The sequence below is a fragment of the Candidatus Reidiella endopervernicosa genome, assembly GCF_013343005.1.
In the GTDB taxonomy this organism is placed as follows: domain Bacteria; phylum Pseudomonadota; class Gammaproteobacteria.
In genome coordinates this window covers 163,500-183,719 of sequence record NZ_CP054491.1, presented here as the reverse complement: position 1 = coordinate 183,719, position 20,220 = coordinate 163,500, and the positions used below count along the sequence as shown (strand labels likewise).

The window sequence follows — 20,220 nt, the reverse complement described above, 5'->3', positions numbered from 1 at the left end:
ACAGCGATTATCGGAGTCGCTATTTTTGCGGAAGCATGTTTTGGGCATCCAAGCCCAAGCAAGCGGCAAATACTTAACGCGACCGTTTATGCCTACGGCGCCCCGACCGTCCTGCGTACGTTGCGTAATCACCTCTTCGCGGCTCTACACAACTCCCTCACTGACTCTACGCCGACATAAAGCCGCTGCTGCATCTTCTTCGTCGTTCGCTCGCGCTCTCAACTACGAATAGGCAGACGGCGTCGACTATCGCGGACTAACCGCCTTCGCTTCGCTATCCATGGCGGTCAGCGTTGGTAAAAGTGTACAACTCGCTCGGTATCAGTTCTATGTCGCGCGATTTGATAGGAATCGCCGCCATGGATTGGGTCTTTGAATGATGGCGGATACCACGATAAAAATAGATAAAGATGGATGGGGATGATAATGATAAGAAGCTTTTTCTCGCGCTGGTTCTCTCTTGCACTTCTCTCGGTAGCTGTCACCGTTTCACAGGGCGTACAGGCGGAGGATGAGGAGGCGCTGGTCTTCTCGACCGCACCGACCCATTCGCCGGAGAAGACGGTGCAGCTCTACACGCCGCTGGTTAATTACCTGAGCGAGGTCTCTGGACAGAAGATCGCTATCGAACCGGCTCGCAACTACCTCGAATACACCAATAACATGCGTGAGGGTGAGTACGATATCGTCTTTGATGGTCCTCACTTTGTCGGTTGGCGCATGGAGATGCTGGGTCATGCACCGTTGGTACGTCTGCCGGGCGCAATCCGAATCGTAGTGGTGGTGCCTGAGAGCTCTAGTGTTACTGACATCAAAAAATTGAGCGGCAAGAAGGTCTGCTCTTTCGCATCACCCAACATGCTTACTATGGCCTTCCTACAACAGTTCGATAATCCGGTGCGTCAGCCAGTAATGCTCTCGGTGAAGGGCTTCAAGGGGCTGGTCGAGTGTCTCAAGGCGGGCAAAGCCGAGGCAGCAGTACTTCGTGATAAACACTGGGAAAAGATGGATCAGGCTGGCTTCAAATTGCTCTACGCACCTGAACGCAGCTACCCAGAACGCACCATCTCCATTACCGATGAGGTTGATGAGGAGCTTCACGAAAAGTTGACCACGGCGCTTCTGAGTGAAGAGGGTCTGGCAAAGGCCGCGGGTCTGCTGGAGACCTTTAAGCGCAAGAACTTCGTCGCGGCCAGCGAGGATGATTATGACGGTGTTGGCGAGCTTCTCGATCCTATTTGGGGATTCCAGCTCGAACGATAGTTACATCTTCAATGTTAAAAAAGGCTGCTTCGGCAGCCTTTATTATTGTCTGTATTTGATCTACTACTGATTTTTGAATTCAAGCACGCCATTTAACGCTTGTTTACAACCTGTTGATTGTCTGGGTTGTAAAATCTTCATGTGAAATTTAGAGCGACCAATACTGTGGTCAGCTCTCTATCACGCTATTCGTGATGCCATGGGCCGTACGGGTGGCTCTGTTTGATAGGTTGGAGGACAGCAATGCTGATTGATGACAAGACGGCTGAAGAGATTATTCGTGGTTTCCATATTCCAGCAAAACCCGAGGTGTTGAGTCAGATTCAGCGGCTTGCGAATGAAGAAACCCCGATCCATCCAAGGTGGCTGAGTGTGTGGCGAGTGACGTGGGCCTGTCTGCCGCGATCCTGAAGACTATTAATTCACCCTACTATGGACTCTCACGCATGATCTCCGATATCCAGCAGGCGGTCATGCTGTTGGGTACACGTTCAGTGGCCAATCTGGTTGCGACCCACGAGATCAGACATGCAATGAATCAAAAGTCGTGCATCTCCCATGAGCGGTTCTGGGATGAGGCGACAGATGTTGCAAAGACCATGGTTTACATTGGCAAAAAGACCGATCAAAAAGTGCAATTCGAGGAGCTGTATGCGGTGGGGCTTTTCCATGATTGTGGTATCCCAGCAATGGCAAACAGGTTTGATGACTACAAGAGTCTATTGATTGAGGCGAATGAGAAGCACGATGCGACGATCTCTGAGCTGGAGGAGGAGCGATATAATACCAACCATGCGGTCGTTGGTTACTTCATCGCTAATTCATGGGATCTACCGCGTGGACTCTGCGAACTGATCCTCCGACACCATGAAGAGGATGCGCTTGATCAGTCGAGTGACGAGGCTTTTGTCACGATGTACTCCATTCTGAAGATGGCAGAGAATATTGTTGAGCGAACCCGTCGTTTTCACTCGAATTCGGAGTGGCTGTGGGTAAAGGATGGTGTGTTGGAAGCGCTAGGTTTAACCAGCCTGGATTACAGCGACCTTGAGGATGATGTCAGTGAGTTTGTACTCGTTTGAGGTGGTAGATTAATAGCGATGCCAGTCATTCATTTGAGCGGTTCTGCCTCTTTAGGCTCTTGATCTGAGTGGCGTCTCTATTGTCGTCACGGTTATGACGAGGTTTGTAACTGCTCTTCAATCCACGGATAGGTCAGTTCAACGCCTTTTTTAAGCAGTTCACTCACTTTCCAGCCAATCATTTTTTCATAGAGTCGGTTGTCTGAGTTGCGTCCACGTACTCCAAGAGGGCCTTCGATGTGACGTAGCGTTAATGATTTTCCAGCGACCGCCATAATCATCTCAGCTAAACCGTTGATAGTGATCATCTCCTCGGAGCCAATATTGACTGGCCCCGCCCAGTCTGAGCGCATGAAACGTGTGGTTGCTTCAAGGCACTCATCTATATATAGAAATGAACGTGTCTGTTCCCCGTCGCCCCATATCTCAATCTCACCTCCATCATCAGCCTCGGCAACCTTGCGGCACAGTGCGGCGGGTGCCTTTTCGCGACCATCATTCCATGAACCCTCGGGGCCAAAGATGTTGTGGTATCGGCCGACTCTAACCTGCATGTCATAGTTTCGCTGGTAGGCGAGGTAGAGGCGTTCGCTAAAGAGCTTCTCCCAACCATAATCACTGTCAGGCTGGGCTGGGTAGACCGTGCTCTCCTCGGTGGTGGGGTCGTTGGCAGTCTCCTGATTGAATTCCGGATAAACGCAGGCTGATGATGAATAAAAGATGTGTTTATTGTTGCGCTTACGGCAGGCTTCGAGCACGTTGAGGTTGATCATGGCAGAGTTGTGCATGATGTCGGCATCGTTGTCGCCGATAAAAACGAAGCCAGCCCCTCCCATGTCGGCAGCAAGCTGGTATACCTCGGTGAAAGGCCGATCAATTACATGACTGCAGAGGTGTGGGTCGCGTAGATCGCCGACGACGAAGTCATCGGCTTCTGTTGCTGCAAATTCAGGAAATTTCAGATCGACTCCGCGAACCCAAAAACCCTCTCGTTTAAGGCGTTTGACTAAATGACTGCCAATAAATCCGCCAGCACCGCACACCAGAGCACTCTTCATATGTTGTTATTCCGATTTTAGATGGGATGATGTTTTTTTTTCGAGCGGATAGCCTAACTGATATCACGGTTTTGATACAGATAAGATGATTGTTTCAGAGTGCGTGGTAACTTGGCGCGTGATCGGTATAGTGATCAACGCAAGTGATATCAGCTCCAAGTGCAAGCAACAATGAGTCGTTATGATAGGTGCCGTAGTGAAGGGTGGTAGTGAAATTCAGGAAGATTGCGAGCAGGGCTTGTTCGAGATCCGTATTAATCATGCTAATGCGGGTTTTTTTGCGTATGTGACTTTTGTTATTAACCAGTTACTCCACTGTGAACGTGAGGGGTATACGCCTGTGGTCCATTTTGGCTCATGGTCTGAAAATGGTAGCAATGCCTATTACGATCCTGAGTATGGCGAAAACACATGGGACTACTATTTCGAGCCGGTGGCAGGCGTTACCTATGAGGATGTTGAGCGGCGATTGGTTGATCCGGATGACTCTTTGCAGGGTGGTGATCTGCATCGGCTGACGAACAGTGAGCTATGGCATCTGCATGCAGGCGATGAGCGAAGCGTTTTTGCCTATCCGTATGGAGTCTTCAAAGATAAGGTCGAGCTTGATGAGGCGTGGTATCGGGACAACAGAGAGCGGGCTCATGCTGTTATTCAGAAATACATCCATCTCAAGCCGCATCTGGTTGAACTGCTCGAGTCGTTCGTAGAGCGGCTGTTTGCGGGTCACAAAGTGCTAGGTATACATATGCGTGGTACCGATAAAGGCACGGCTGACTCTGCAACGCAGTTGATGAAAATCATTCCACCTAAGCAATATTTTCCATATATCGATCGATATGTCCTGGAAAATCCAGAATGTAAAATATTTGTTGCAACCGATCAGGTTCAATATCTAGATGAGATGCGTACGCGATATGGTGATCGCGTTCTCTCGCTCGATGTGTCGCGCTCAAGACGCTCTATAAATGCATTCCAGCAACGCAAGCAGGGGAGTGGCTACATCAAGGGTGAAGAGGTGTTGCTAGATTGCCTGCTTCTGTCGCGCTGTGACTTTTTGTTGAAGTGCTGTTCTGCGGTTGGAGAGTTTGCAATCTACTTTAATCCAGAATTGCCTTGCATCGACTTGAATCATGAAATGATGGGCGTTTCGTTCGTAGATAAGATTCGCCACTACTGGGCACAACAGAGATACAAGATTCTTCGTAAGTGGGATAAGTGGCACCGAAAACATGGCCGAGTCTCTTTTCTGAGCTACCGAAAGAGTAAGACTGAATGATTAGAACGGTTAAGAAATGGCTTAATTTAAAAAAACTGTGGTTTGATTTCAAAGTAAGAGAGAAGAAACGAAAGCGAAGTGAGAGTGAGGAGCGTTACATTGAGGCACCGAAAGTCACCTTCGTTATCCAGTCGTTCAACCACTGTGACAATATTAAGATGTTGGCCGAAAGGCTACAGAGTCTTCCCTATCAGGAGTGCATCGTCTGTGAGGATGGCTCGGTTGATGGTTCCCTTCGGCAGTGGCTGAAATATTTCAACCGCCCGAACGACTTTGTCATTCACTCAAACGATCTGCACGAGATTAGAACCTATGACCGTGCGCTTCGTTATGCCAATGGTGAGCTTGTCTGCCTGTTGCAGGATGATGACGCCCCGCCCTCAACGTCCGCTTGGTTCGATGAAGCGGTATCGTTATTCAATCGCTATCCAGATCTGATCGTGCTCGGTGGCTGGCTCGGTTTTCAAGGTATTGAGTCAGATAGTGTTGAACAGAAGCAGTATTGGTCTGCTGGTGATCTTACTAACCAGTACAAAAAAGAGGCGTTACACAGCGAAGGTGGAGGACCAATGCACCGGTTTGTCGAGGCGATCAATGTAGGACCCGTGTTTATACGCCGGAAGGCGTTTGTTGATATGGGGGGTTTCGATCTGGATTTTTCTCAAGTGGGTTGGCCGGGTATCCATTTTGACGTCGCGCTCTCTTTACAGGTATGGCTGCAGGGCGGCCAGGTGGCATGGTATGACGCGGGATTTCGTCAGGCCGGAGCTAGAGGTACAGAGAGCTTTGGCAATCTGGATAGGCGTAAACAGCAGCTAATTACGAATCATAAGTTACTGGTTGAGAAGTTTGGCGAACAAATGGCCGATATCCAGAAACGAGTTGCTGAGTCGGAAAAGGCGAGAACGGACTGGGCTTGATGTGGATATGATCTTTTATCCGGTTGAGGACGGCAGATGAAGACAGAGTGGCTTGTCGTGGGTGCGGGTTTGACCGGTGCGACATTGGCAGAGCAGATTGCAACCAGGCGTGGAGAGTCTGTGCTGGTTGTCGATCAGCGCAATCATGTGGCTGGAAATGCCTTTGATGAAGAGGATGAGTGTGGGATAACCGTGCATCGATACGGCCCCCACATATTCCACACAAATAGCCGTGTGGTGTGGGACTATCTTTCGAAATTTACTGAATGGCATAGCTACAGGCACCATGTGCTTGGTTCTATTGATGGTGAGTATGTGCCGTTACCTGTAAATCTGAATAGTATAGAAAAGCTGTTTCCCAAACAGATGTCGCAACGTTACATCGAAAAGCTGTTAAACACATATTGCAATGGTGAAAGGGTACCGATTCTTCAGTTGATGGAGAGTAGTGATTCGGATATTAGGGCATTCGCTGAATCGGTCTATCAGCGTGTGTTTGAGCAATACTCACTCAAACAATGGGGGGTGGAGCCAGAGCAGTTGTTGCCATCGGTTACAGCGCGTGTTCCAGTCTCGCTTTCTCGTGATGATGGTTACTTCCAAGACACCTACCAGGCGATTCCGGTGGGTGGATATACCGCGATGGTTAATAATATGCTCGATCATCCGAATATCGAAGTAATGTTAGGGGCTGAATGGGAAGAGATACAAAGTAGGGTTGAGTATAAGCGGCTGGTTTTTACCGGCTCGATTGATCAATATTTTGGCTACAAGTTTGGACGGCTGCCTTATCGGAGCATCGACTTTAAATATCAAACACTGCCGATAAGCAGATTTCAAAAAGCTGGAGTGGTCAACTATCCGAATGATCATGACTACACGCGGGTGACAGAGTTTACCCAGTTGACGGGACAATCATCCACATCCACTACGCTGTTGTATGAATATCCAGTTCAACATGAACCTGGCATGAATACCCCCTGCTACCCGATGCCAATCAGGGAAAATAGATCGCTGCTGCGTCGCTATAAAGATGAGGCAGAAAAGATCAGTGAGTCTGTGCTGTTTGCGGGCAGACTGGGTGACTACATGTATTACAATATGGATCAGGTTGTCGCCAGAGCCTTGAAGCTGGCGTCTACGCTTTGATTCCGATACGCCTCTCTACGAGTAAAGCATTTGCGAATGAAAAATAGAGATAACCGCCGTATCAATGATAGGTTGCTTGATCATGCATTGGGTCTACTAAAAAAAGAGTCGAGACTTGAGTATGTAGGTGAGTATGGCTCTGAGATGATGACGTTTGAGGCTCCCCAGGTTTAACGGATGAATTAATTAAGAGGCACACTTTGCCTCGTATTCTGCAGGACTTACATACCCCAAGTACGAGTGACGCCTGCGTCTGTTATAAAAGACTTCGATGTATTCAAACAGACTCTGCTTTGCTTCCTGTTTGGTTTTGTAATCTTCGTAATCTACCAGTTCGGTCTTAAGTGTACCGAAGAAACTTTCCGCCACCGCATTATCCAGGCATTCACCTTTACGGCTCATGCTGCAGCGTAATGAGCTCTCTTTCAACAGCCTCTGGTAGTCACCTGAAGTATAGTGGTCTGAGTGCACAACTACAGACTCTACTCGGCCTCTTCGCCAGATAGCCATCGTGAGTGCGTCCTTCACCAGTAGAGTGTTGTTATGGTTGCTCATAGCCCAGCCAATGACATGCCTTGAATAGAGATCAATGATGACGGCCAGATAAAGCCACCCTTGCCGCGTCGGTATGAAGGTGGTGTCAGAGACCCAGGCTTTATCAGGTCTTTCCACATCAAACTCTCGCTTAAGCAGATCTGGCGCGGGCTGCATCGTGTTCTTTGAGTTAGTCGTTATGACAAACTTTCTAGCCATCTTAGAGGCAATGTCATTTGCCCTCATCAGTCTGGCCACACGATTAACACCAACACGTTCGCCCATCTCTTGCAGATCTTTATGGATGCGAGGCGATCCATAGATCTGCCGACTTGCCTTGTGAAACAGCTTTATTTTAGCGGTGAGCTGGCGATCCTCAATGGAGCGCTTGCTTTCAGGTCGGTTGCACCATGAATAGTAGCCATTCACTGATACATCAAGCGCATGACAGAGCCGTATAATTCGATGCTTTGTGCTGAGCGATTGAATAAAGGCGTACTTCACTTGAGATCCTCGCAAAGTACGCGGCGGCTTTTTTTAGGATTTCAAGCTCCTCTTTCAGCCGTTCATTCTCTTGGCGAAGGGTGGTGACTTCGCTTTGATCCTGCTTCTTTGGCCTTCCCGGACCTTCAAAGGCTTTGTTTCCTTTGTTGGATAACTGCTCTTTCCATTTGTAGAGTTGATTACGCCGAATACCAAGCTCCATAGCGATATCAGTGGCTGGTCTATCAGACTCATCCATCAGGCGAACCGCTTCTAATTTGAACTCTTTGGTGTAGGTCTTATATGGCTTGCGTTTTCTAGTCATTTGGATACTCCTATGGCGACATTGTCGCTTATTAAAAGTACCCGTTAAACTGGGGAGGTTCAGTTTGTCCCTTTGTCGCTTGGCTGAAGCAGGAGGGGCATCTCAGGGGGCGGAGAATAGTTTCCTACAATGGAATGCGTCCATACTATTTCTTTCTCGATGAGGATGAGTTTGAGGAGAAGGATGAGCCCCGTCGGTGCTTGCCCGTGCACGAGCGATACTGGCCTTACTGTAATGAGTTTGATGGCGTAGTTAATCCCTGGAAAGTCTATATCGATTACCGAGGGCATTACCGAAGTAGTCAATCCCGGGGTGAGCGGCCGACACTGTTTGTTCAGAATAAATTCACGGTTGAGTGGGATGTTGGCCCGATAAATTACATGCCGCTATATGCGCTTGAACGATTGATGGATCTCACTGCCGATCGTTATCAAGTGATCTATAGTTGTCCTAGAATTCCCCTTTCGGGTTATTCCGATGATCATAACTCGGCCTGTCACTATCCGGATCGTGAGATTATAAATCGATATAATCATGTGACCGACCTTGAGCAATCAACGCTGGAGTCTGGCGGTGATTACAATCGTACAAAACTCAACCTGCTCGCCGATGCACAGGTGTATGTGGCGGTGCAGGGTGGTGGAGCAAACATTCTTCCCTATTTTGGAGGTTCGGTATTATTCCTACTCCATCAAAAGGGAAGAGAGTATCCCTACACCTATAAAAACGGCGCCTATAAAAGTTTGTCTGAATCACCCCCGGAATTAATGTTGGCGAGAAATGCAAAGGCCTTTGATAAGGGGCTGCGTGTCATTGAGTATCTTGAGAGTGTCAAGGGTGAGCTTCGCCTGCCTTCACCCTACCGACTATCATCGTTACCGTGGTCGGCAAGAAAGAGCATTATCAAACTTTGCAGTTGATCTTCAGTCGATTTGCTGGCGAAGGCGATTATTATATTTTGATTCGAGTGCGTGATTGCATAGGTATTATTTATTGAGTCGTTGAGAGTGAGTCTCTTGCTGATTATTAGAGCGATTTTAATAATATGCAGATCAAACTATCGCTACTTCGCAATCAATAGTGAGGCGTTACCGAGTTCGGCCCAGATGGTGTTAAATCGGTCACGCTTCATCACGTAGAAGCCCTGCGCAGGGTCCATGATGGCGACCTTCTCCTTGTTAATCCCTATCACCGCAATGTAGTGGTTGTACTCCTCGGCGAGAATGCGCACCAGCCTGCGCGTAAATTCGAAAGGGGTCTCGATATATGGTCTCGGTTCGGTGCGCACGGCGACTATGACCGGGCGACCCTTGGCGATCATCTGTTCGAGCAACTTACCATTTGCCTTCAGTACAAAGGCCTTCAAACGCGAGTGCCTCTTAACAATTGTCTTGAGTTCGGCCAGAGAGTAACCCTCTTCGGTGTCGGCAGGGGGGTGATCCACAAGCATGGTCTGCTGATCGATGGGCGAGCCCCAGAAGTCGGAAACACTCTGGATGACCGCAACACCGCAGGTCACAGCGCTCTCCTGTTCGACGTAAGGGACCTTTATATAGGTCATGCCAGCAAACTCTCTCTGAAACGCCCTCTCGCCGCTCTCTTTGATTGGCATATTGATGCAGCCACTCATTAGCAGGCTGATCAACACGATGGGCAGAAGGGTGAGTGTGCGTAATGTCATGGGCGTGATCTGGCTACTCGGGTGGTGGATTGAAAAAGGCCATCGTGGTGAGACTCAACACGATGGCCAATAGTGAAGATATTTAATGGTTGCTACTCGGAGATAGCGTACACCAGTACGGCGACAGAAATGACCGTAACGGCGATGATCGCCTCGTCGCTCATCTCGCCGGCCTTAACGGTAGCTGCCTGTTGAGATTTTCGCTCCAGAGATGCGAGAGCATTCAATTCGCTGCCACTCAAGGAGTGAGCCTGTGTGACTGGGGTGCCGCTAACTCGAGCCGGACCAGCCTCTGAGGCGTAGAGTGGAAGAGAGCCAAAGAGCATGAACACGGCAAGAACAGTTGAGACTAATTTCTTCATGATTCTCTCCTTTGTGTATCTGGTCGTTGAACATTGGTGCCGGAATCGTCAACAACAGCTACAACCCCTCACCAGCCAAATACCCTCGAAAGACAGATGTTATTTAGCTGCCCCTCTTTCCATGAGTGTAGCCGCTGTTGATTGGAATGGTATGTGATTGATTGGGTATCGCAGCCGCGTGTTAATGGATGCGCCCTAAGCAGGGTTCCCGCGCTGACCGCCATGGAGAGCGAAGTGAGGGCGGTTAGTCCCCGATAGTCGACGCCGTCTGCCTAATCGTAGTTGAGAGCGCGAGCGAACGACGGAGAAGATGCAGCAGCGGCTTTATGTCGGCGTAGAGTCACTGAGGGAGTTGTGTAGAGCCGCGAAGAGGTGATTACGCAACGTACGCAGGACGTCGGGGCGCCGAAGGCATAAACGGTCGCGTTAAGTTTTGCTGTTTGCTTGGGCTTGGATGCCCAAAACAAACTTTCGCAAAAAGCGACTCCCGAAGATCGCAGCTTGGTTGATATTCCAGACTGGATATTGCTTACGATTGTGGCAGCGTGACTTGTTAATAAATACTCTGTTATAGACAGGTAGTCGATATTTGCAATTGAGTTGGAGTTAGCGTGCTTAGCCATTGTTTATGACCATCAATTACAACGGTTTGTTGCGTTTTTATCACTCTGGCGGGGTACCGTTATAGGGTGGAGGTGCATCGCTGAAGCGGCAGAGGGTGATTGATGCCAACAACAGGTTGTAACGTACTGTTTTTGCTATGATGCAGATGAGTTGTATTGGTGAAGGGATTCAATTTCTTGCAGTGTAGGTGGTGCTATGCGAATTATGAATGTCTCTTTAATCACGCTTCTGTTGGCCATTGGCCTGCTTGCTCCTATCCCGCCTGGTCAGGGCCTTTCAAGGTGCTGGTGGTGATGAGTTACGAGCAGCACAATCCTTGGTGCGAGGAGATAAAGGAGGGAATCGAAGGTGTTCTTGGTGAACACGCAGATCTCACCTATTTCTACATGGATACCAAGGCTGATCTGGCCGGGGGCCGGAAAAGGCGCACCAGGCCTATGAGCTTTATCAGCGTCTCCAGCCCGATGGAGTGATCACCGTGGACGATAATGCGCAGTCCATGCTGGTGGTCCCCTATCTAAAAGATAAGGTTGATACCCCGATCTTTTTGTGGCGTAAATGCCGATGCCGGCGACTATGGTTATCCAAACCGGCATATCTCAGGAACCCTGGAGCGTGGCCACGTTAGGGAGTCTATCGCCTTTCTCAAACAGTTGGTTCCGCAGTTTGAACAGGTCTGCTTCATCGCGAAGGCCAGCCCCTCGGGAGAGGCCTTGCAGAAACAGGTGTTAGCAGAACGAGATAACTACATCGTGCCGGTCGGGGAGTTCTATCTGATCAACTCCATTCAAGAGCTACGGCGCATCGGTGAATCGGCCGATCAGAGCTGTGGAGCCGTCTACATGGATAGTCTTGAAGGGGTTGTTGATGAAGAGGGGCGTGCGCTGACTAATCGAGAGATTATCTCCCGCTTTTCCAGCTTCTATCCAGGGCCGACTATCGGTGCCAATCGCTACCACGTCGAAGAGGGGTCTTGAGTGCCGTCGTCAAAACGGGGCAGGAGCAGGGAAGGATTGCCGCCGATATTTGCTGCGCGCCCTGCGGAACGCCGCTTGCCGAGCTGCCGGTTACCCGTAACTATCAGGGACGTCGGCTGATAAATGTCACTACCCTTGAAAACTCGGAATCCACCCGCGCCCCATGGTGCTGCGCGGTACGGATCTGGTACGGACCACTCCGCATAAAGAGCACCAGTAAGCCTGGTGTGTGGAAAATATGAGCATCTATAGCCGTCTACGTATCCGTACCCGGTTATGGCTGTTGGTACTCCTGATACTGGCAGCGTTCGGCATGGTAATAACGCTGGTCGGCGTAGCCCTGTTCGATACACAGCGCCTGGCCTCCGAGGTCGCAACGACCCAGATTAATCAGGTCGTCGACAATGCAGACCGAATCAAGGCGCTGACTGCGGTCTCATCCGAGATTGAACTGTTCAATTACACGTTTCACCTCAAACGCGACACGCTTGCGGGCGATAGTCAGCGCATTGAGGCTGCGTTAAGGAAGATCGCAAGCAATACGCAGAACGGTACGGTGCGCCGCGCGCTAGATATGCTGACGACGCACTTTGTGCGCTATGTGAGAGCTGTTCTGTAATTAACCGCACAAATGATGAAATCCAGGTAGTGGATGACCTTGCAGACAACGAGCTGACGGCGCTAGAAGATCTAATCAGCGCCTGGTTGATTGAGGCGACTCTCGCCGGCCGGGACACAAATTATGTAGACCAACTTCTAAGCCTGATCACGGGTTATCGGGAGAGCCTGCTGTTGATCGGTAAGTTGTTGGCGGAGCAGGAGGGGCGTCGTTGGGGCTGGGTAGCGACGCCCGCGATCTCACGGTGGGGAACGAGCTTGATGCCCTCTATCTGCGCCTGCAGACGATTACAGCCTCCTCCCTGAAGTCACTCTGCATGGTCATCAGCTTGCAGAGTATGTCGATCGTTATCGTCAGTTGGTTAAAGCGCTGCAGCGTGCGTGGATCGATAAGGGTGGGCACCGACGTGTTTTGGATGCCAGCCTGCAGCGCGTGCTCGCCCAGATGGCACGCGCCGACAGGGAGGCCAAGAGCAGGGCGGAAGAGGTGGGCGATGAGATAGAGGCGCTAATTCTCCAGACCGGGCTCTGGGGTATCGCCCTGTCTTTGTTGGTTGTCGGGATTATGGGGCTTACCACCATATTCATCGTACGTCGTCATATTGATGCACCACTCAATAAGATCGTCACTGCTATCTCCAGTATGGGGCAGGGGTTGGATCGTCCCATTAACCTCAATCGCGAGGATGAATGGGGTCTTATTGAAGAGGCGCTGAACCATATGGGACGTGATTTGGCCGCATCTTATTCGGCGCTGGAAGAGAGCGAGGCGCGTTACCGGCTTCTGGTCGAAAACCAGAGTGACATGGTGATAAAGATTGATACAGAGGGGCGCTTTTGTTCGCCAATCCGGCCTACTGCGAAACCTTCGGCAAGCATGAGGAGGAGCTGTATCTACAGCCCCTGCTGTCCATGGTGCACGAGGAAGACCAGGAGGTTGTGCGCCAGGCATTGTCAGCCCTTTATCAGCCACCCTTCACCACATATGTGGAGCAGCGCTCGAAAACCGGTGATGACTGGCGTTGGCTGGCCTGGTCGCATCGAGCCGTCCTGGATGAGCACGGTGAGGTCATCTCGATCATCGGTGTCGGACATGATGTTACCGAGCGTAAGCAGACCGCGGAGAGACTGGAGCTCGCGGCCAAGGTGTTCTCGCATAGTCGTGAAGGGATCATGATCACCGATAGCAACGGTGATATTGAGGTGAACGAAGCGTTCACCCGGATCACCGGCTATGGCCGCGATGAGGTTATGGGGAAGGATCCGCGAATCCTCAGCTCTGGTCGCCAGGCACCGAAATTCTACGCTGAGATGTGGAGCGAACTGACCGAAAAGGGCTACTGGTCAGGAGAGGTCTGGAATCAGCGCAAGGATGGCACGGTGTATGCCGAGATGCTCACTATTACTGTCGTGCACGATGCATATGGTAAGAGCCAGCACTACGTCGGCCTCTTCTCGGATATCACGGCGCAAAAGAGCATCAACAGCAGCTGGAGTACATTGCGCATTATGACGCGCTGACCAATCTGCCTAACCGAGTGCTGCTGGCTGACCGACTGCGTCAGGCTATTTTCCAGATGCGGCGGCGAAACAAGAAACTTGCGGTAGCCTATGTCGATCTGGACGGTTTCAAGGAGATCAATGACAGCCACGGCCACGATGTCGGCGATCAGTTTCTGGTGGCGCTGGCCGCGCGTATGAAGATGGTCATGCGCGATGGTGACTCTATCGCACGTCTGGGGATGAATTTGTCGCGGTATTGATCGATTTAAACAAAACAAAAGATGTTGTGCCCATGCTTGCACGCATGCAGGCATCCGTAGCACAGCCGGTGCATGTGCGGGATCTCGTGCTGCAAGCATCCGCCAGTATCGGTGTAACATTCTATCCCCAGGCGGATAATATCGACGCGGATCAGCTGCTACGACAGGCGGATCAGGCTATGTACCAGGCAAAATTATCTGGTAAGAACCGCTTTCACATCTTCGATGCCGAGAAGGACCAGAGTGCAAGGGGCATCATGAAAGCCTGGAACATATCAGTCATGCACTGGAGACGGGGCAATTTGTCCTCTATTACCAGCCCAAAGTTAATATGCGTAGCGGTGAAATTATCGGTGCCGAAGCGCTGATCCGATGGCAACATCCAGAGCGTGGACTGTTACCGCCAGCTGAGTTCCTCTCGGTAATAGAGGGCCACAAATTAGCGATAGAGTTGGGTGAATGGGTGATTGAGAGCGCATTGACGCAAATGGAATTATGGCGTTCGGTCGATCTAAATCTCTCGGTAAGCGTGAACGTGGATGGTTATCAGCTACAGCAGGCAGATTTCGTTAATCGCTTGAGCGAATTGCTGAAGGCCCACCCAGCCATCGATCCTGGTGATCTGGAGCTGGAGGTGCTTGAGACGAGTGCCTTGGAAGATATTGAATACGTCTCCAATCTGATGCGCTCCTGTCTGGATATGGGCGTACGCTTTGCACTTGACGATTTTGGCACCGGTTACTCGTCACTCACCTACTTTAAGCGGTTACCTGCCGATCAACTCAAAATCGATCAGAGCTTCGTGCGAGGCATGCTCGATGATCCGGAAGATCTGGCTATCCTGGAGGGTGTAATGGGGCTGGCCACGGCCTTCAGACGTCAGGCCATTGCAGAGGGTGTGGAGACTGTTCAGCATGGCGAGATGCTGCTGCGTCTCGGATGTGAACTGGGGCAGGGTACGCTATCGCCAGGCCCATGCCTGCCGAAGATATCCCGGACTGGATCGGTAGCTGGCGGCCTGATCCAACGTGGGCTGATCAACACCCTGTTAGCCATGAGGATCTTCCACTGCTATTTGCCCATGTTGAGCATCGTGCCTGGATAGTTGCGATCGAAGCATTCATCAAAGGTGAACGAGCCTATCCACCGCCGCTGGATCATCAGCAGTGCCGATTTGGCCATTGGTTGGAAGGGGTGGGCAGACTCGTTATGCTGCGCAGTCCAGCTTCCAGGCCATTGTCACTCTGCATCGACAGGTTCACCTGTTGGCAGCGGATCTGCTTGAGCTTCAGTCTCAAGGTGGTGATCCGGTTCCGAGGCTGGAAGAGCTCTATCAATTGCGAGATGAGTTGCTAAAGCAGATGCAGGAATTAGAACAGCAAGGGTAACAAGATAGGTTCTCTCATCAATGCTGTTTGTCCTGATGAAGCATTTTACATATGCACGGCTGTTAGAGCTGTAGACGCTTGACAGCAACGCTGCTTGAGGCGATCAGATGGTTACGAAAAAGCGGTATGTGAAGTCGTGCTTTGTTGGTGTATTGAAGATAATCTCACACCGTCTCCACTGCGAGGCATAGATGACTGGCTCACCAGAGCCCGAACCGGGCAAGGAGTTAGTAGTCAATCGGCTTCCGTCTATAAATAATTTCTAGATTTAATAAGAGGCATGCAACGTTAACAATAGATGAGTCGGGCTTCCTCGACTTATGAATTAAAACAATGACTATGCGGTCCGCTTAACCTTCTCTTGTTGTAATCGCCCCAAATTGTTAGTAATTATTAGATCTGCCAATTATTTGAATAATTGTTAGTGATCCCCATGCATTCCACAAACTGTCTGCATACGGACAAATAAAAGCCTTACAACAAAACTGCTGTAAGGCATTGATACAGTCGGTGGACCTGCTTGGACTCGAACCAAGGACCAAAGGGTGTGATTACCTCGGAGTCATTGATTGAGTGATGGTGGAACGTAGTATTCCGAGTGGTTTTATCGGTGGCTCTTTGTTGACGAACCCTAACCGAACCTGTTGCTTTCCTAACAGTAAGGGGTTGTCAGTATCGAAGCTGAATTGTGCAGAGACATGGCGAGCTTCTCTGTTTTGCTCCTGCCGTACTGAATCGCTAGCCGGTCTTCCCAGATACCTCTGATTATTACCGAAGTACCATCAACTTGTTATGGGCATAAAAATGCACGCCTCGAAGAGTGGGCTGGTTTAGAAGCAGTGAGACTGGTTGATATGCGTGATGATCCCTCAGGAGTCAGGCCCAGAAAATTGAGTTAGTCATCTCTTGTAAAGGGTCTTATGTTGATGGATAAGTGAAGGTAATAGAAAGATGGTGGTCCGTTACTTAGGCATAAAAAGGCCCGCTAGGCCTTCTGCGCAGCATAACTACAACGGTATATTAAAAGCTGTGAACAATGCCTAGAGAGAAACCACTTTGATCGCGACCACCACCATCACCGAGTCGATCGCCATGATCGACACCGCCGAGATAACGTTCTGAATCATCGTCATTCTCAAGTGATGCATACATGCCATAGATGGTGGTACGTGGACTCATAGCGTGATCAAGTCCAATCGCCCACATGCTGGCCTCATCCTCGTCCTCCTCACCATTGTCAGGCAGGCTCGACTGGCTTACCGTGCTGTAGAGAACCTTGAAGGTGTTGTTGCCAAACCCCTGAGTCAGATAGGCAGCCCAGGCATCACGGTCGATCGCACCAGTACCATCGATATTCTCCCAGAGCAGACCCACGCTTGTATCACCCGTGGTGAAGGCGGCGCCAATCTCAAGCGCATCGTTGGTGGTGGCATCATCACACCAGACGTCCGCATCAAAAGCACCTGGCCAATCGTCATAAAGCTGACAACCGCTCGGATCGTGGTTGTGACGCTCAAAGGCTGCACCAATCATCAGGCCTCCATTCTCATAGGTGCCGCTAACGCTGAAGGCATCAAAGTTGTTGCTGTCCTCATCACCCGCAGCCGCCCAGTCAGTGACGTATGCTCCTACCACAGTAAAACCACCCATGTTCGGTGAGATATAGGCAATCGTGTTGGGAGTTGTCAGATTAAAGTTATCGGCGTAGTCATCTTCAAATAGCTCGTTGCCCTCGGCATCGGTACCCATAATGGTCGCCAGATCTGCGAGGGTGCCATCCATGACATCAAATTTCGATTGGAAGGTGAAGTATGGGGTGTCTGCTTTACCGGCAATAACAGTACCGAAGTTGCCGGAGAGTCCCAGATAAGAGGGTCCAGTAGCCCATGTGTCACCACTCTGTTCATCAAGAGTAGTGACGCTGGTAACCTGCCAAACGGCCTTCATACCGCTGCCAAGATCCTCATCACCGCTGAAAACAATGTTTGAAAAATTGCTTGAGACAGATGAGTTGTCGCTATCGGAGGTTCCTCCGTCATCGGTGGAATCGATAGACATGTGCATCGTTCCAGAGATTGAGACGTCCGCAGATGTGATGGCTGGTGCAGATACCAGGCTGGCGACTAGCAGTGAGAGTAGCTTCCTATTCATGAATTATGATTCCTTGAGAAAATTGTATTCGTTGGCAAGAGTATCAATATTGCAACATCAGTGCAATATTGATACATGCCAATGCGGAGCTGCTCATTCAAGCATGAAGCCAGAGTTAATTTTTCGTGTTCTATGTGGCCTCATTCAGGCCAACTCGATCTGATGAGAGTAGAAGAGAGTGTGTGAAAACTGCGGGTGTAGGGGATATGTCGACTGAGATGGCTGTGAGGCTAAACTTGTCTCCATGCCTAATTAAGAGAAAACAAAACCTCACAACGAAAAACGCTGTAAGGCTTTTGATTTAGTTGGTGGGCCTACTTGGACTCGAACCAAGGACCAAGGGATTATGAGCACCACGGAGCCGGTGATTATACATCTGTAAGCTGATGAATTCTGTGTGTTTTCCTTGGTGGCTCCTTGTTGCCGAACCCCAACCGAACTTCGCAGCTTGTCAACTATGTGTAAGTCAAAGAATTGTAAGAGGTTGTCAGTATTTATACTGAAATTGTACCGAACAGCGCCGAACTTTCCTGTTCACTGGTTCAGCTATACCGAACTGTTACCCGGTCGTATCAGATGAACCCTTATTCAACACTGATGCACTGTCAACCGAATCCTGCAGCACTTTGGTAGGTAGGTGGGCATAACACAATGCTACTGCAAGATCTGAGTGTCACCCGCTCATCTTCAATATGCTGGAATTAATGGGTGTCTTAGAAAAGTTCAATAGAAGCTAGTGATGCAGGTATAAATAATGGCGGCAATGACTTGACCATACTAATAAAGTGGTTACTATTACTGGCGGTTGTTTGCAATTTATAACAATTGTTTTGTGTGGAATCTAATTCAAGGAAGAGTAATCGCAATGCTTCAAGCAGCTCTAACGACGAGCTCCTCCATGACTAGATAATAATGAGTGCGGTTAGTGCTGCATGTACGAATGCGCCAAATTAAAAGGAATATAATGTGAATAAAGCAATTTCTATGGCTAGTGCAGTTCTGCTAGTTTCTATTACCTCTGGTTGTGCAACGATTCTTAACGACGATAGTCAAAGGTTAATATCACAACCTCTACGGGTGAAAAGGCCGATCTATCAGTCGCTGACCGCCATGGATAGCGAAGCGAAGGCGGTTAGTCCGCGATAGTCGACGCCGTCTGCCTATTCGTAGTTGAGAGCGTGAGCGAACGACGGAGAAGATGCAGCAGCGGCTTTATGTCGGCGTAGAGTCACTGAGGGAGTTGTGTAGAGCCGCGAAGAGGTGATTACGCAACGTACGCAGGACGGTCGGGGCGCCGTAGGCATAAACGGTCGCGTTAAGTATTTGCCGCTTGCTTGGGCTTGGATGCCCAAAACAAGCTTCCGCAAAAATAGCGACTCCCCGAAAATGGAAGAAAGGTCACAGCTCCGGCAGTTATTGATGTCCCTCGCTCAAAAAATCCACTTGTGATTAGGTCCGTAGATGGAAAATGTGCCGACGAAACAATTGCAAACAATGAAGTTGACACAGTATTCTGGATAAACATCCTTACAGGCGGCCCATTTGGCTCCACTACTGATTACGCGTCAGAAAAGATGTGGCGCTACGATGATTCTGTTGAAGTTAGCTGTAAAAAATAAACATGGTATTAAGTGGTTTTCCAAGCCAGGCAATTGCCTGGCTTTTCTTTGCCCTTTTTCAGTGCAGTCTTTTGCTAATTCAGATTCGCTAATTGATAGGCTTAGTAAAGATCAACAATGGCATGCATTGATACACTACAAAAAGGGAGTTTTATGTTGATTCTTCTAAATTCCTTCTGGGTGATAAAGCGACGCCGAAAGATGAATTGATCGCAAACATCGTAGCTCTACAAAATGCCCCTCAGTATGTATGCCACTTTCCTGCAAGAGCCTACTGGTTAAGTAACATGTTGGGCAAGAAGATATCTTTAAATCGATTACAAGCCTGTGATGGATTAGGTGAGTTTTAATTAAAGCACCAGCAGATGAAATAATCTTAGTTTTTGCTTCAGAAAACCTATCTTCGCCATCAAGTATGATGGGCCACGCTTTTGAAAATCGCAGGGAAAAGCAAAGACGATAGAAATCTGGAGCATGCTATTAGCTATTTTACTGTGATTGATACTTACAATCCCGTAAGTCTTGCTCATAGAAGTCTGTATCAAGGAATGGATGGTATGTTTGCCTTGCTGCCATACAAAGAACAGCTTGCTAAGTATCATCAAAAAGAGGGCAGAAATGTTTGGGAGTACAGCTTAGATTTAAATGATTACGAGCGCACGCTTATCAATTTGCATCTTTGGGAATTAAAGGGATTCCATCAACCTACGCTGACCGCCATGGAGAGCGAAGTGAGGGCGGTTAGTCCCCGATAGTCGACGCCGTCTGTATATTCGTAGTTGAGAGCGCGAGCGAACGACGGAGAAGATGCAGCAGCGGCTTATGTCGGCGTAGAGTCACTGAGGGAGTTGTGTAGAGCCGCGAAGAGGTGATTACGCAACGTACGCAGGACGGTCGGGCGCCGCAGGCATAAACGGTCGCGTGAAGTTTTTGCTGTTTGCTTG

24 protein-coding genes and 3 pseudogenes are annotated in these 20,220 nt (G+C 49.6%); 19 read left to right on the top strand and 8 right to left on the bottom strand.

Annotated features, from left to right (window positions below; genetic code table 11):
- Positions 1-25 precede the first annotated feature (25 nt).
- The 4 genes from HUE57_RS00900 to HUE57_RS00885 all read left to right on the top strand — a co-directional run bounded on the left by HUE57_RS00900 (position 26) and on the right by HUE57_RS00885 (position 2,345).
- Positions 26-232, top strand: coding sequence for a hypothetical protein (locus HUE57_RS00900; protein WP_174672539.1), 207 nt, complete (start codon positions 26-28; stop codon positions 230-232).
- 194 nt (positions 233-426) lie between these two features.
- Positions 427-1,263, top strand: a complete 837-nt coding sequence (locus HUE57_RS00895) for a phosphate/phosphite/phosphonate ABC transporter substrate-binding protein (protein WP_172840183.1) — start codon at positions 427-429, stop codon at positions 1,261-1,263.
- 243 nt (positions 1,264-1,506) lie between these two features.
- Entirely contained in the window at positions 1,507-1,674 is a 168-nt protein-coding gene (locus HUE57_RS00890) for a hypothetical protein (protein WP_174672538.1), read from the top strand.
- A complete protein-coding gene (locus HUE57_RS00885; RefSeq protein ID WP_236860654.1) occupies positions 1,650-2,345 on the top strand; it encodes an HDOD domain-containing protein in 696 nt (231 codons plus the stop codon). The genes HUE57_RS00890 and HUE57_RS00885 overlap by 25 nt, the downstream gene beginning before the upstream one ends.
- Positions 2,346-2,437: 92 nt before the next feature.
- Here the strand turns inward: HUE57_RS00885 and HUE57_RS00880 are convergent, their stop codons facing one another.
- Positions 2,438-3,403 (bottom strand): NAD-dependent epimerase/dehydratase family protein, encoded by a 966-nt coding sequence (locus HUE57_RS00880; RefSeq protein WP_078483051.1) that lies wholly within the window; start codon positions 3,401-3,403, stop codon positions 2,438-2,440.
- A gap of 196 nt (positions 3,404-3,599) precedes the next feature.
- On the opposite strand from HUE57_RS00880, the gene HUE57_RS00875 reads away from it, so the two are divergent.
- The 3 genes from HUE57_RS00875 to glf are packed head-to-tail and all read left to right on the top strand — an operon-like array spanning position 3,600 to position 6,751.
- On the top strand, positions 3,600-4,682 hold the full coding sequence (locus HUE57_RS00875; protein ID WP_174672537.1) for an O-fucosyltransferase family protein: 1,083 nt from the start codon (positions 3,600-3,602) through the stop codon (positions 4,680-4,682).
- Positions 4,679-5,602, top strand: a complete 924-nt coding sequence (locus HUE57_RS00870) for a glycosyltransferase family 2 protein (RefSeq protein ID WP_078483049.1) — start codon at positions 4,679-4,681, stop codon at positions 5,600-5,602. Before HUE57_RS00875 ends, HUE57_RS00870 begins: the two co-directional genes overlap by 4 nt.
- A 36-nt stretch (positions 5,603-5,638) precedes the next feature.
- Positions 5,639-6,751 (top strand): UDP-galactopyranose mutase, encoded by a 1,113-nt coding sequence (gene glf / locus HUE57_RS00865; RefSeq protein ID WP_078483048.1) that lies wholly within the window; start codon positions 5,639-5,641, stop codon positions 6,749-6,751.
- Positions 6,752-6,937: 186 nt separating this feature from the next.
- Here the strand turns inward: glf and HUE57_RS00860 are convergent, their stop codons facing one another.
- Positions 6,938-7,789 (bottom strand): IS3 family transposase, encoded by an 852-nt coding sequence (locus HUE57_RS00860; RefSeq protein WP_174672536.1) that lies wholly within the window; start codon positions 7,787-7,789, stop codon positions 6,938-6,940.
- Positions 7,722-8,093 carry a transposase gene (locus HUE57_RS00855; protein WP_174672535.1) on the bottom strand — a complete coding sequence of 124 codons (372 nt, stop codon included), beginning with the start codon at positions 8,091-8,093 and terminating at the stop codon, positions 7,722-7,724. The genes HUE57_RS00860 and HUE57_RS00855 overlap by 68 nt, the downstream gene beginning before the upstream one ends.
- A gap of 134 nt (positions 8,094-8,227) precedes the next feature.
- Here HUE57_RS00855 and HUE57_RS00850 point away from each other — a divergent pair, with 134 nt between their 5' ends.
- Positions 8,228-9,013 (top strand): hypothetical protein, encoded by a 786-nt coding sequence (locus tag HUE57_RS00850; protein WP_174672534.1) that lies wholly within the window; start codon positions 8,228-8,230, stop codon positions 9,011-9,013.
- A 143-nt stretch (positions 9,014-9,156) separates the two neighbouring features.
- Here HUE57_RS00850 and HUE57_RS00845 read toward each other — a convergent pair whose 3' ends face one another.
- From HUE57_RS00845 to HUE57_RS00835, 3 genes are all read right to left on the bottom strand, one after another.
- Positions 9,157-9,774 (bottom strand): cysteine peptidase family C39 domain-containing protein, encoded by a 618-nt coding sequence (locus HUE57_RS00845; protein ID WP_078483046.1) that lies wholly within the window; start codon positions 9,772-9,774, stop codon positions 9,157-9,159.
- Between the two features lie 92 nt (positions 9,775-9,866).
- Positions 9,867-10,136 carry a hypothetical protein gene (locus HUE57_RS00840; protein ID WP_078483045.1) on the bottom strand — a complete coding sequence of 90 codons (270 nt, stop codon included), beginning with the start codon at positions 10,134-10,136 and terminating at the stop codon, positions 9,867-9,869.
- A 272-nt stretch (positions 10,137-10,408) separates the two neighbouring features.
- The gene (locus HUE57_RS00835; protein ID WP_174672533.1) at positions 10,409-10,603 is read right to left on the bottom strand and encodes a hypothetical protein; all 195 of its coding nucleotides are present in this window, start codon (positions 10,601-10,603) and stop codon (positions 10,409-10,411) included.
- A gap of 450 nt (positions 10,604-11,053) precedes the next feature.
- Here HUE57_RS00835 and HUE57_RS00830 point away from each other — a divergent pair, with 450 nt between their 5' ends.
- From HUE57_RS00830 to HUE57_RS19835, 9 genes and pseudogenes are all read left to right on the top strand, one after another.
- Positions 11,054-11,233, top strand: coding sequence for a hypothetical protein (locus tag HUE57_RS00830; RefSeq protein ID WP_174672532.1), 180 nt, complete (start codon positions 11,054-11,056; stop codon positions 11,231-11,233).
- Between the two features lie 57 nt (positions 11,234-11,290).
- The gene (locus HUE57_RS00825; RefSeq protein ID WP_174672531.1) at positions 11,291-11,737 is read left to right on the top strand and encodes a hypothetical protein; all 447 of its coding nucleotides are present in this window, start codon (positions 11,291-11,293) and stop codon (positions 11,735-11,737) included.
- Between the two features lie 238 nt (positions 11,738-11,975).
- On the top strand, positions 11,976-12,356 hold the full coding sequence (locus HUE57_RS00820; RefSeq protein ID WP_174672530.1) for a hypothetical protein: 381 nt from the start codon (positions 11,976-11,978) through the stop codon (positions 12,354-12,356).
- 29 nt (positions 12,357-12,385) lie between these two features.
- Positions 12,386-12,661: a hypothetical protein gene (locus HUE57_RS00815; RefSeq protein WP_174672529.1), complete on the top strand. Its 276-nt coding sequence runs from the start codon at positions 12,386-12,388 to the stop codon at positions 12,659-12,661.
- A 531-nt stretch (positions 12,662-13,192) separates the two neighbouring features.
- Positions 13,193-13,876 (top strand): PAS domain-containing protein, encoded by a 684-nt coding sequence (locus tag HUE57_RS19855; protein ID WP_320416258.1) that lies wholly within the window; start codon positions 13,193-13,195, stop codon positions 13,874-13,876.
- Between the two features lie 17 nt (positions 13,877-13,893).
- Positions 13,894-14,486 (top strand): annotated as a pseudogene (locus HUE57_RS20075) (diguanylate cyclase domain-containing protein).
- On the top strand, positions 14,450-15,223 hold the full coding sequence (locus tag HUE57_RS19840) for an EAL domain-containing protein (RefSeq protein ID WP_320416255.1): 774 nt from the start codon (positions 14,450-14,452) through the stop codon (positions 15,221-15,223). Before HUE57_RS20075 ends, HUE57_RS19840 begins: the two are co-directional and overlap by 37 nt.
- Positions 15,187-15,264, top strand: a pseudogene (locus tag HUE57_RS20560) (hypothetical protein); the annotation flags it as partial. The gene HUE57_RS19840 and the pseudogene HUE57_RS20560, both read left to right, overlap by 37 nt.
- Positions 15,265-15,383: 119 nt before the next feature.
- A complete protein-coding gene (locus HUE57_RS19835; RefSeq protein ID WP_320416254.1) occupies positions 15,384-15,506 on the top strand; it encodes a hypothetical protein in 123 nt (40 codons plus the stop codon).
- A gap of 1,020 nt (positions 15,507-16,526) precedes the next feature.
- Here HUE57_RS19835 and HUE57_RS00805 read toward each other — a convergent pair.
- Together HUE57_RS00805 and HUE57_RS00800 are read right to left on the bottom strand one after the other, a co-directional pair.
- Positions 16,527-17,657, bottom strand: coding sequence for a porin (locus HUE57_RS00805; protein ID WP_174672528.1), 1,131 nt, complete (start codon positions 17,655-17,657; stop codon positions 16,527-16,529).
- A 1,160-nt stretch (positions 17,658-18,817) separates the two neighbouring features.
- The gene (locus HUE57_RS00800; RefSeq protein ID WP_174672527.1) at positions 18,818-19,024 is read right to left on the bottom strand and encodes a hypothetical protein; all 207 of its coding nucleotides are present in this window, start codon (positions 19,022-19,024) and stop codon (positions 18,818-18,820) included.
- Between the two features lie 413 nt (positions 19,025-19,437).
- Between HUE57_RS00800 and HUE57_RS20555 the strand changes: the two are divergent.
- Together HUE57_RS20555 and HUE57_RS00795 are read left to right on the top strand one after the other, a co-directional pair.
- Positions 19,438-19,626 (top strand): annotated as a pseudogene (locus HUE57_RS20555) (DUF7843 domain-containing protein); the annotation flags it as partial.
- Between the two features lie 81 nt (positions 19,627-19,707).
- Positions 19,708-20,031, top strand: coding sequence for a lipoprotein N-acyltransferase Lnb domain-containing protein (locus HUE57_RS00795; protein ID WP_174672526.1), 324 nt, complete (start codon positions 19,708-19,710; stop codon positions 20,029-20,031).
- The last annotated feature ends 189 nt before the right edge of the window (positions 20,032-20,220 follow it).

What these genes read in the sequence shown, in the direction of transcription:
- HUE57_RS00895 (WP_172840183.1), top strand. Translation starts at nt 427, where the DNA reads ATGATAAGAAGCTTTTTCTCGCGCTGGTTCTCTCTTGCACTTCTCTCG.
- HUE57_RS00890 (WP_174672538.1), top strand. Translation starts at nt 1,507, where the DNA reads ATGCTGATTGATGACAAGACGGCTGAAGAGATTATTCGTGGTTTCCAT.
- HUE57_RS00880 (WP_078483051.1), bottom strand. Translation starts at nt 3,403, where the DNA reads ATGAAGAGTGCTCTGGTGTGCGGTGCTGGCGGATTTATTGGCAGTCAT.
- HUE57_RS00870 (WP_078483049.1), top strand. Translation starts at nt 4,679, where the DNA reads ATGATTAGAACGGTTAAGAAATGGCTTAATTTAAAAAAACTGTGGTTT.
- glf (WP_078483048.1), top strand. Translation starts at nt 5,639, where the DNA reads ATGAAGACAGAGTGGCTTGTCGTGGGTGCGGGTTTGACCGGTGCGACA.
- HUE57_RS00855 (WP_174672535.1), bottom strand. Translation starts at nt 8,093, where the DNA reads ATGACTAGAAAACGCAAGCCATATAAGACCTACACCAAAGAGTTCAAA.
- HUE57_RS00850 (WP_174672534.1), top strand. Translation starts at nt 8,228, where the DNA reads ATGCGTCCATACTATTTCTTTCTCGATGAGGATGAGTTTGAGGAGAAG.
- HUE57_RS00845 (WP_078483046.1), bottom strand. Translation starts at nt 9,774, where the DNA reads ATGACATTACGCACACTCACCCTTCTGCCCATCGTGTTGATCAGCCTG.
- HUE57_RS00840 (WP_078483045.1), bottom strand. Translation starts at nt 10,136, where the DNA reads ATGAAGAAATTAGTCTCAACTGTTCTTGCCGTGTTCATGCTCTTTGGC.
- HUE57_RS00830 (WP_174672532.1), top strand. Translation starts at nt 11,054, where the DNA reads ATGAGTTACGAGCAGCACAATCCTTGGTGCGAGGAGATAAAGGAGGGA.
- HUE57_RS00820 (WP_174672530.1), top strand. Translation starts at nt 11,976, where the DNA reads ATGAGCATCTATAGCCGTCTACGTATCCGTACCCGGTTATGGCTGTTG.
- HUE57_RS19840 (WP_320416255.1), top strand. Translation starts at nt 14,450, where the DNA reads ATGCGTAGCGGTGAAATTATCGGTGCCGAAGCGCTGATCCGATGGCAA.
- HUE57_RS00805 (WP_174672528.1), bottom strand. Translation starts at nt 17,657, where the DNA reads ATGAATAGGAAGCTACTCTCACTGCTAGTCGCCAGCCTGGTATCTGCA.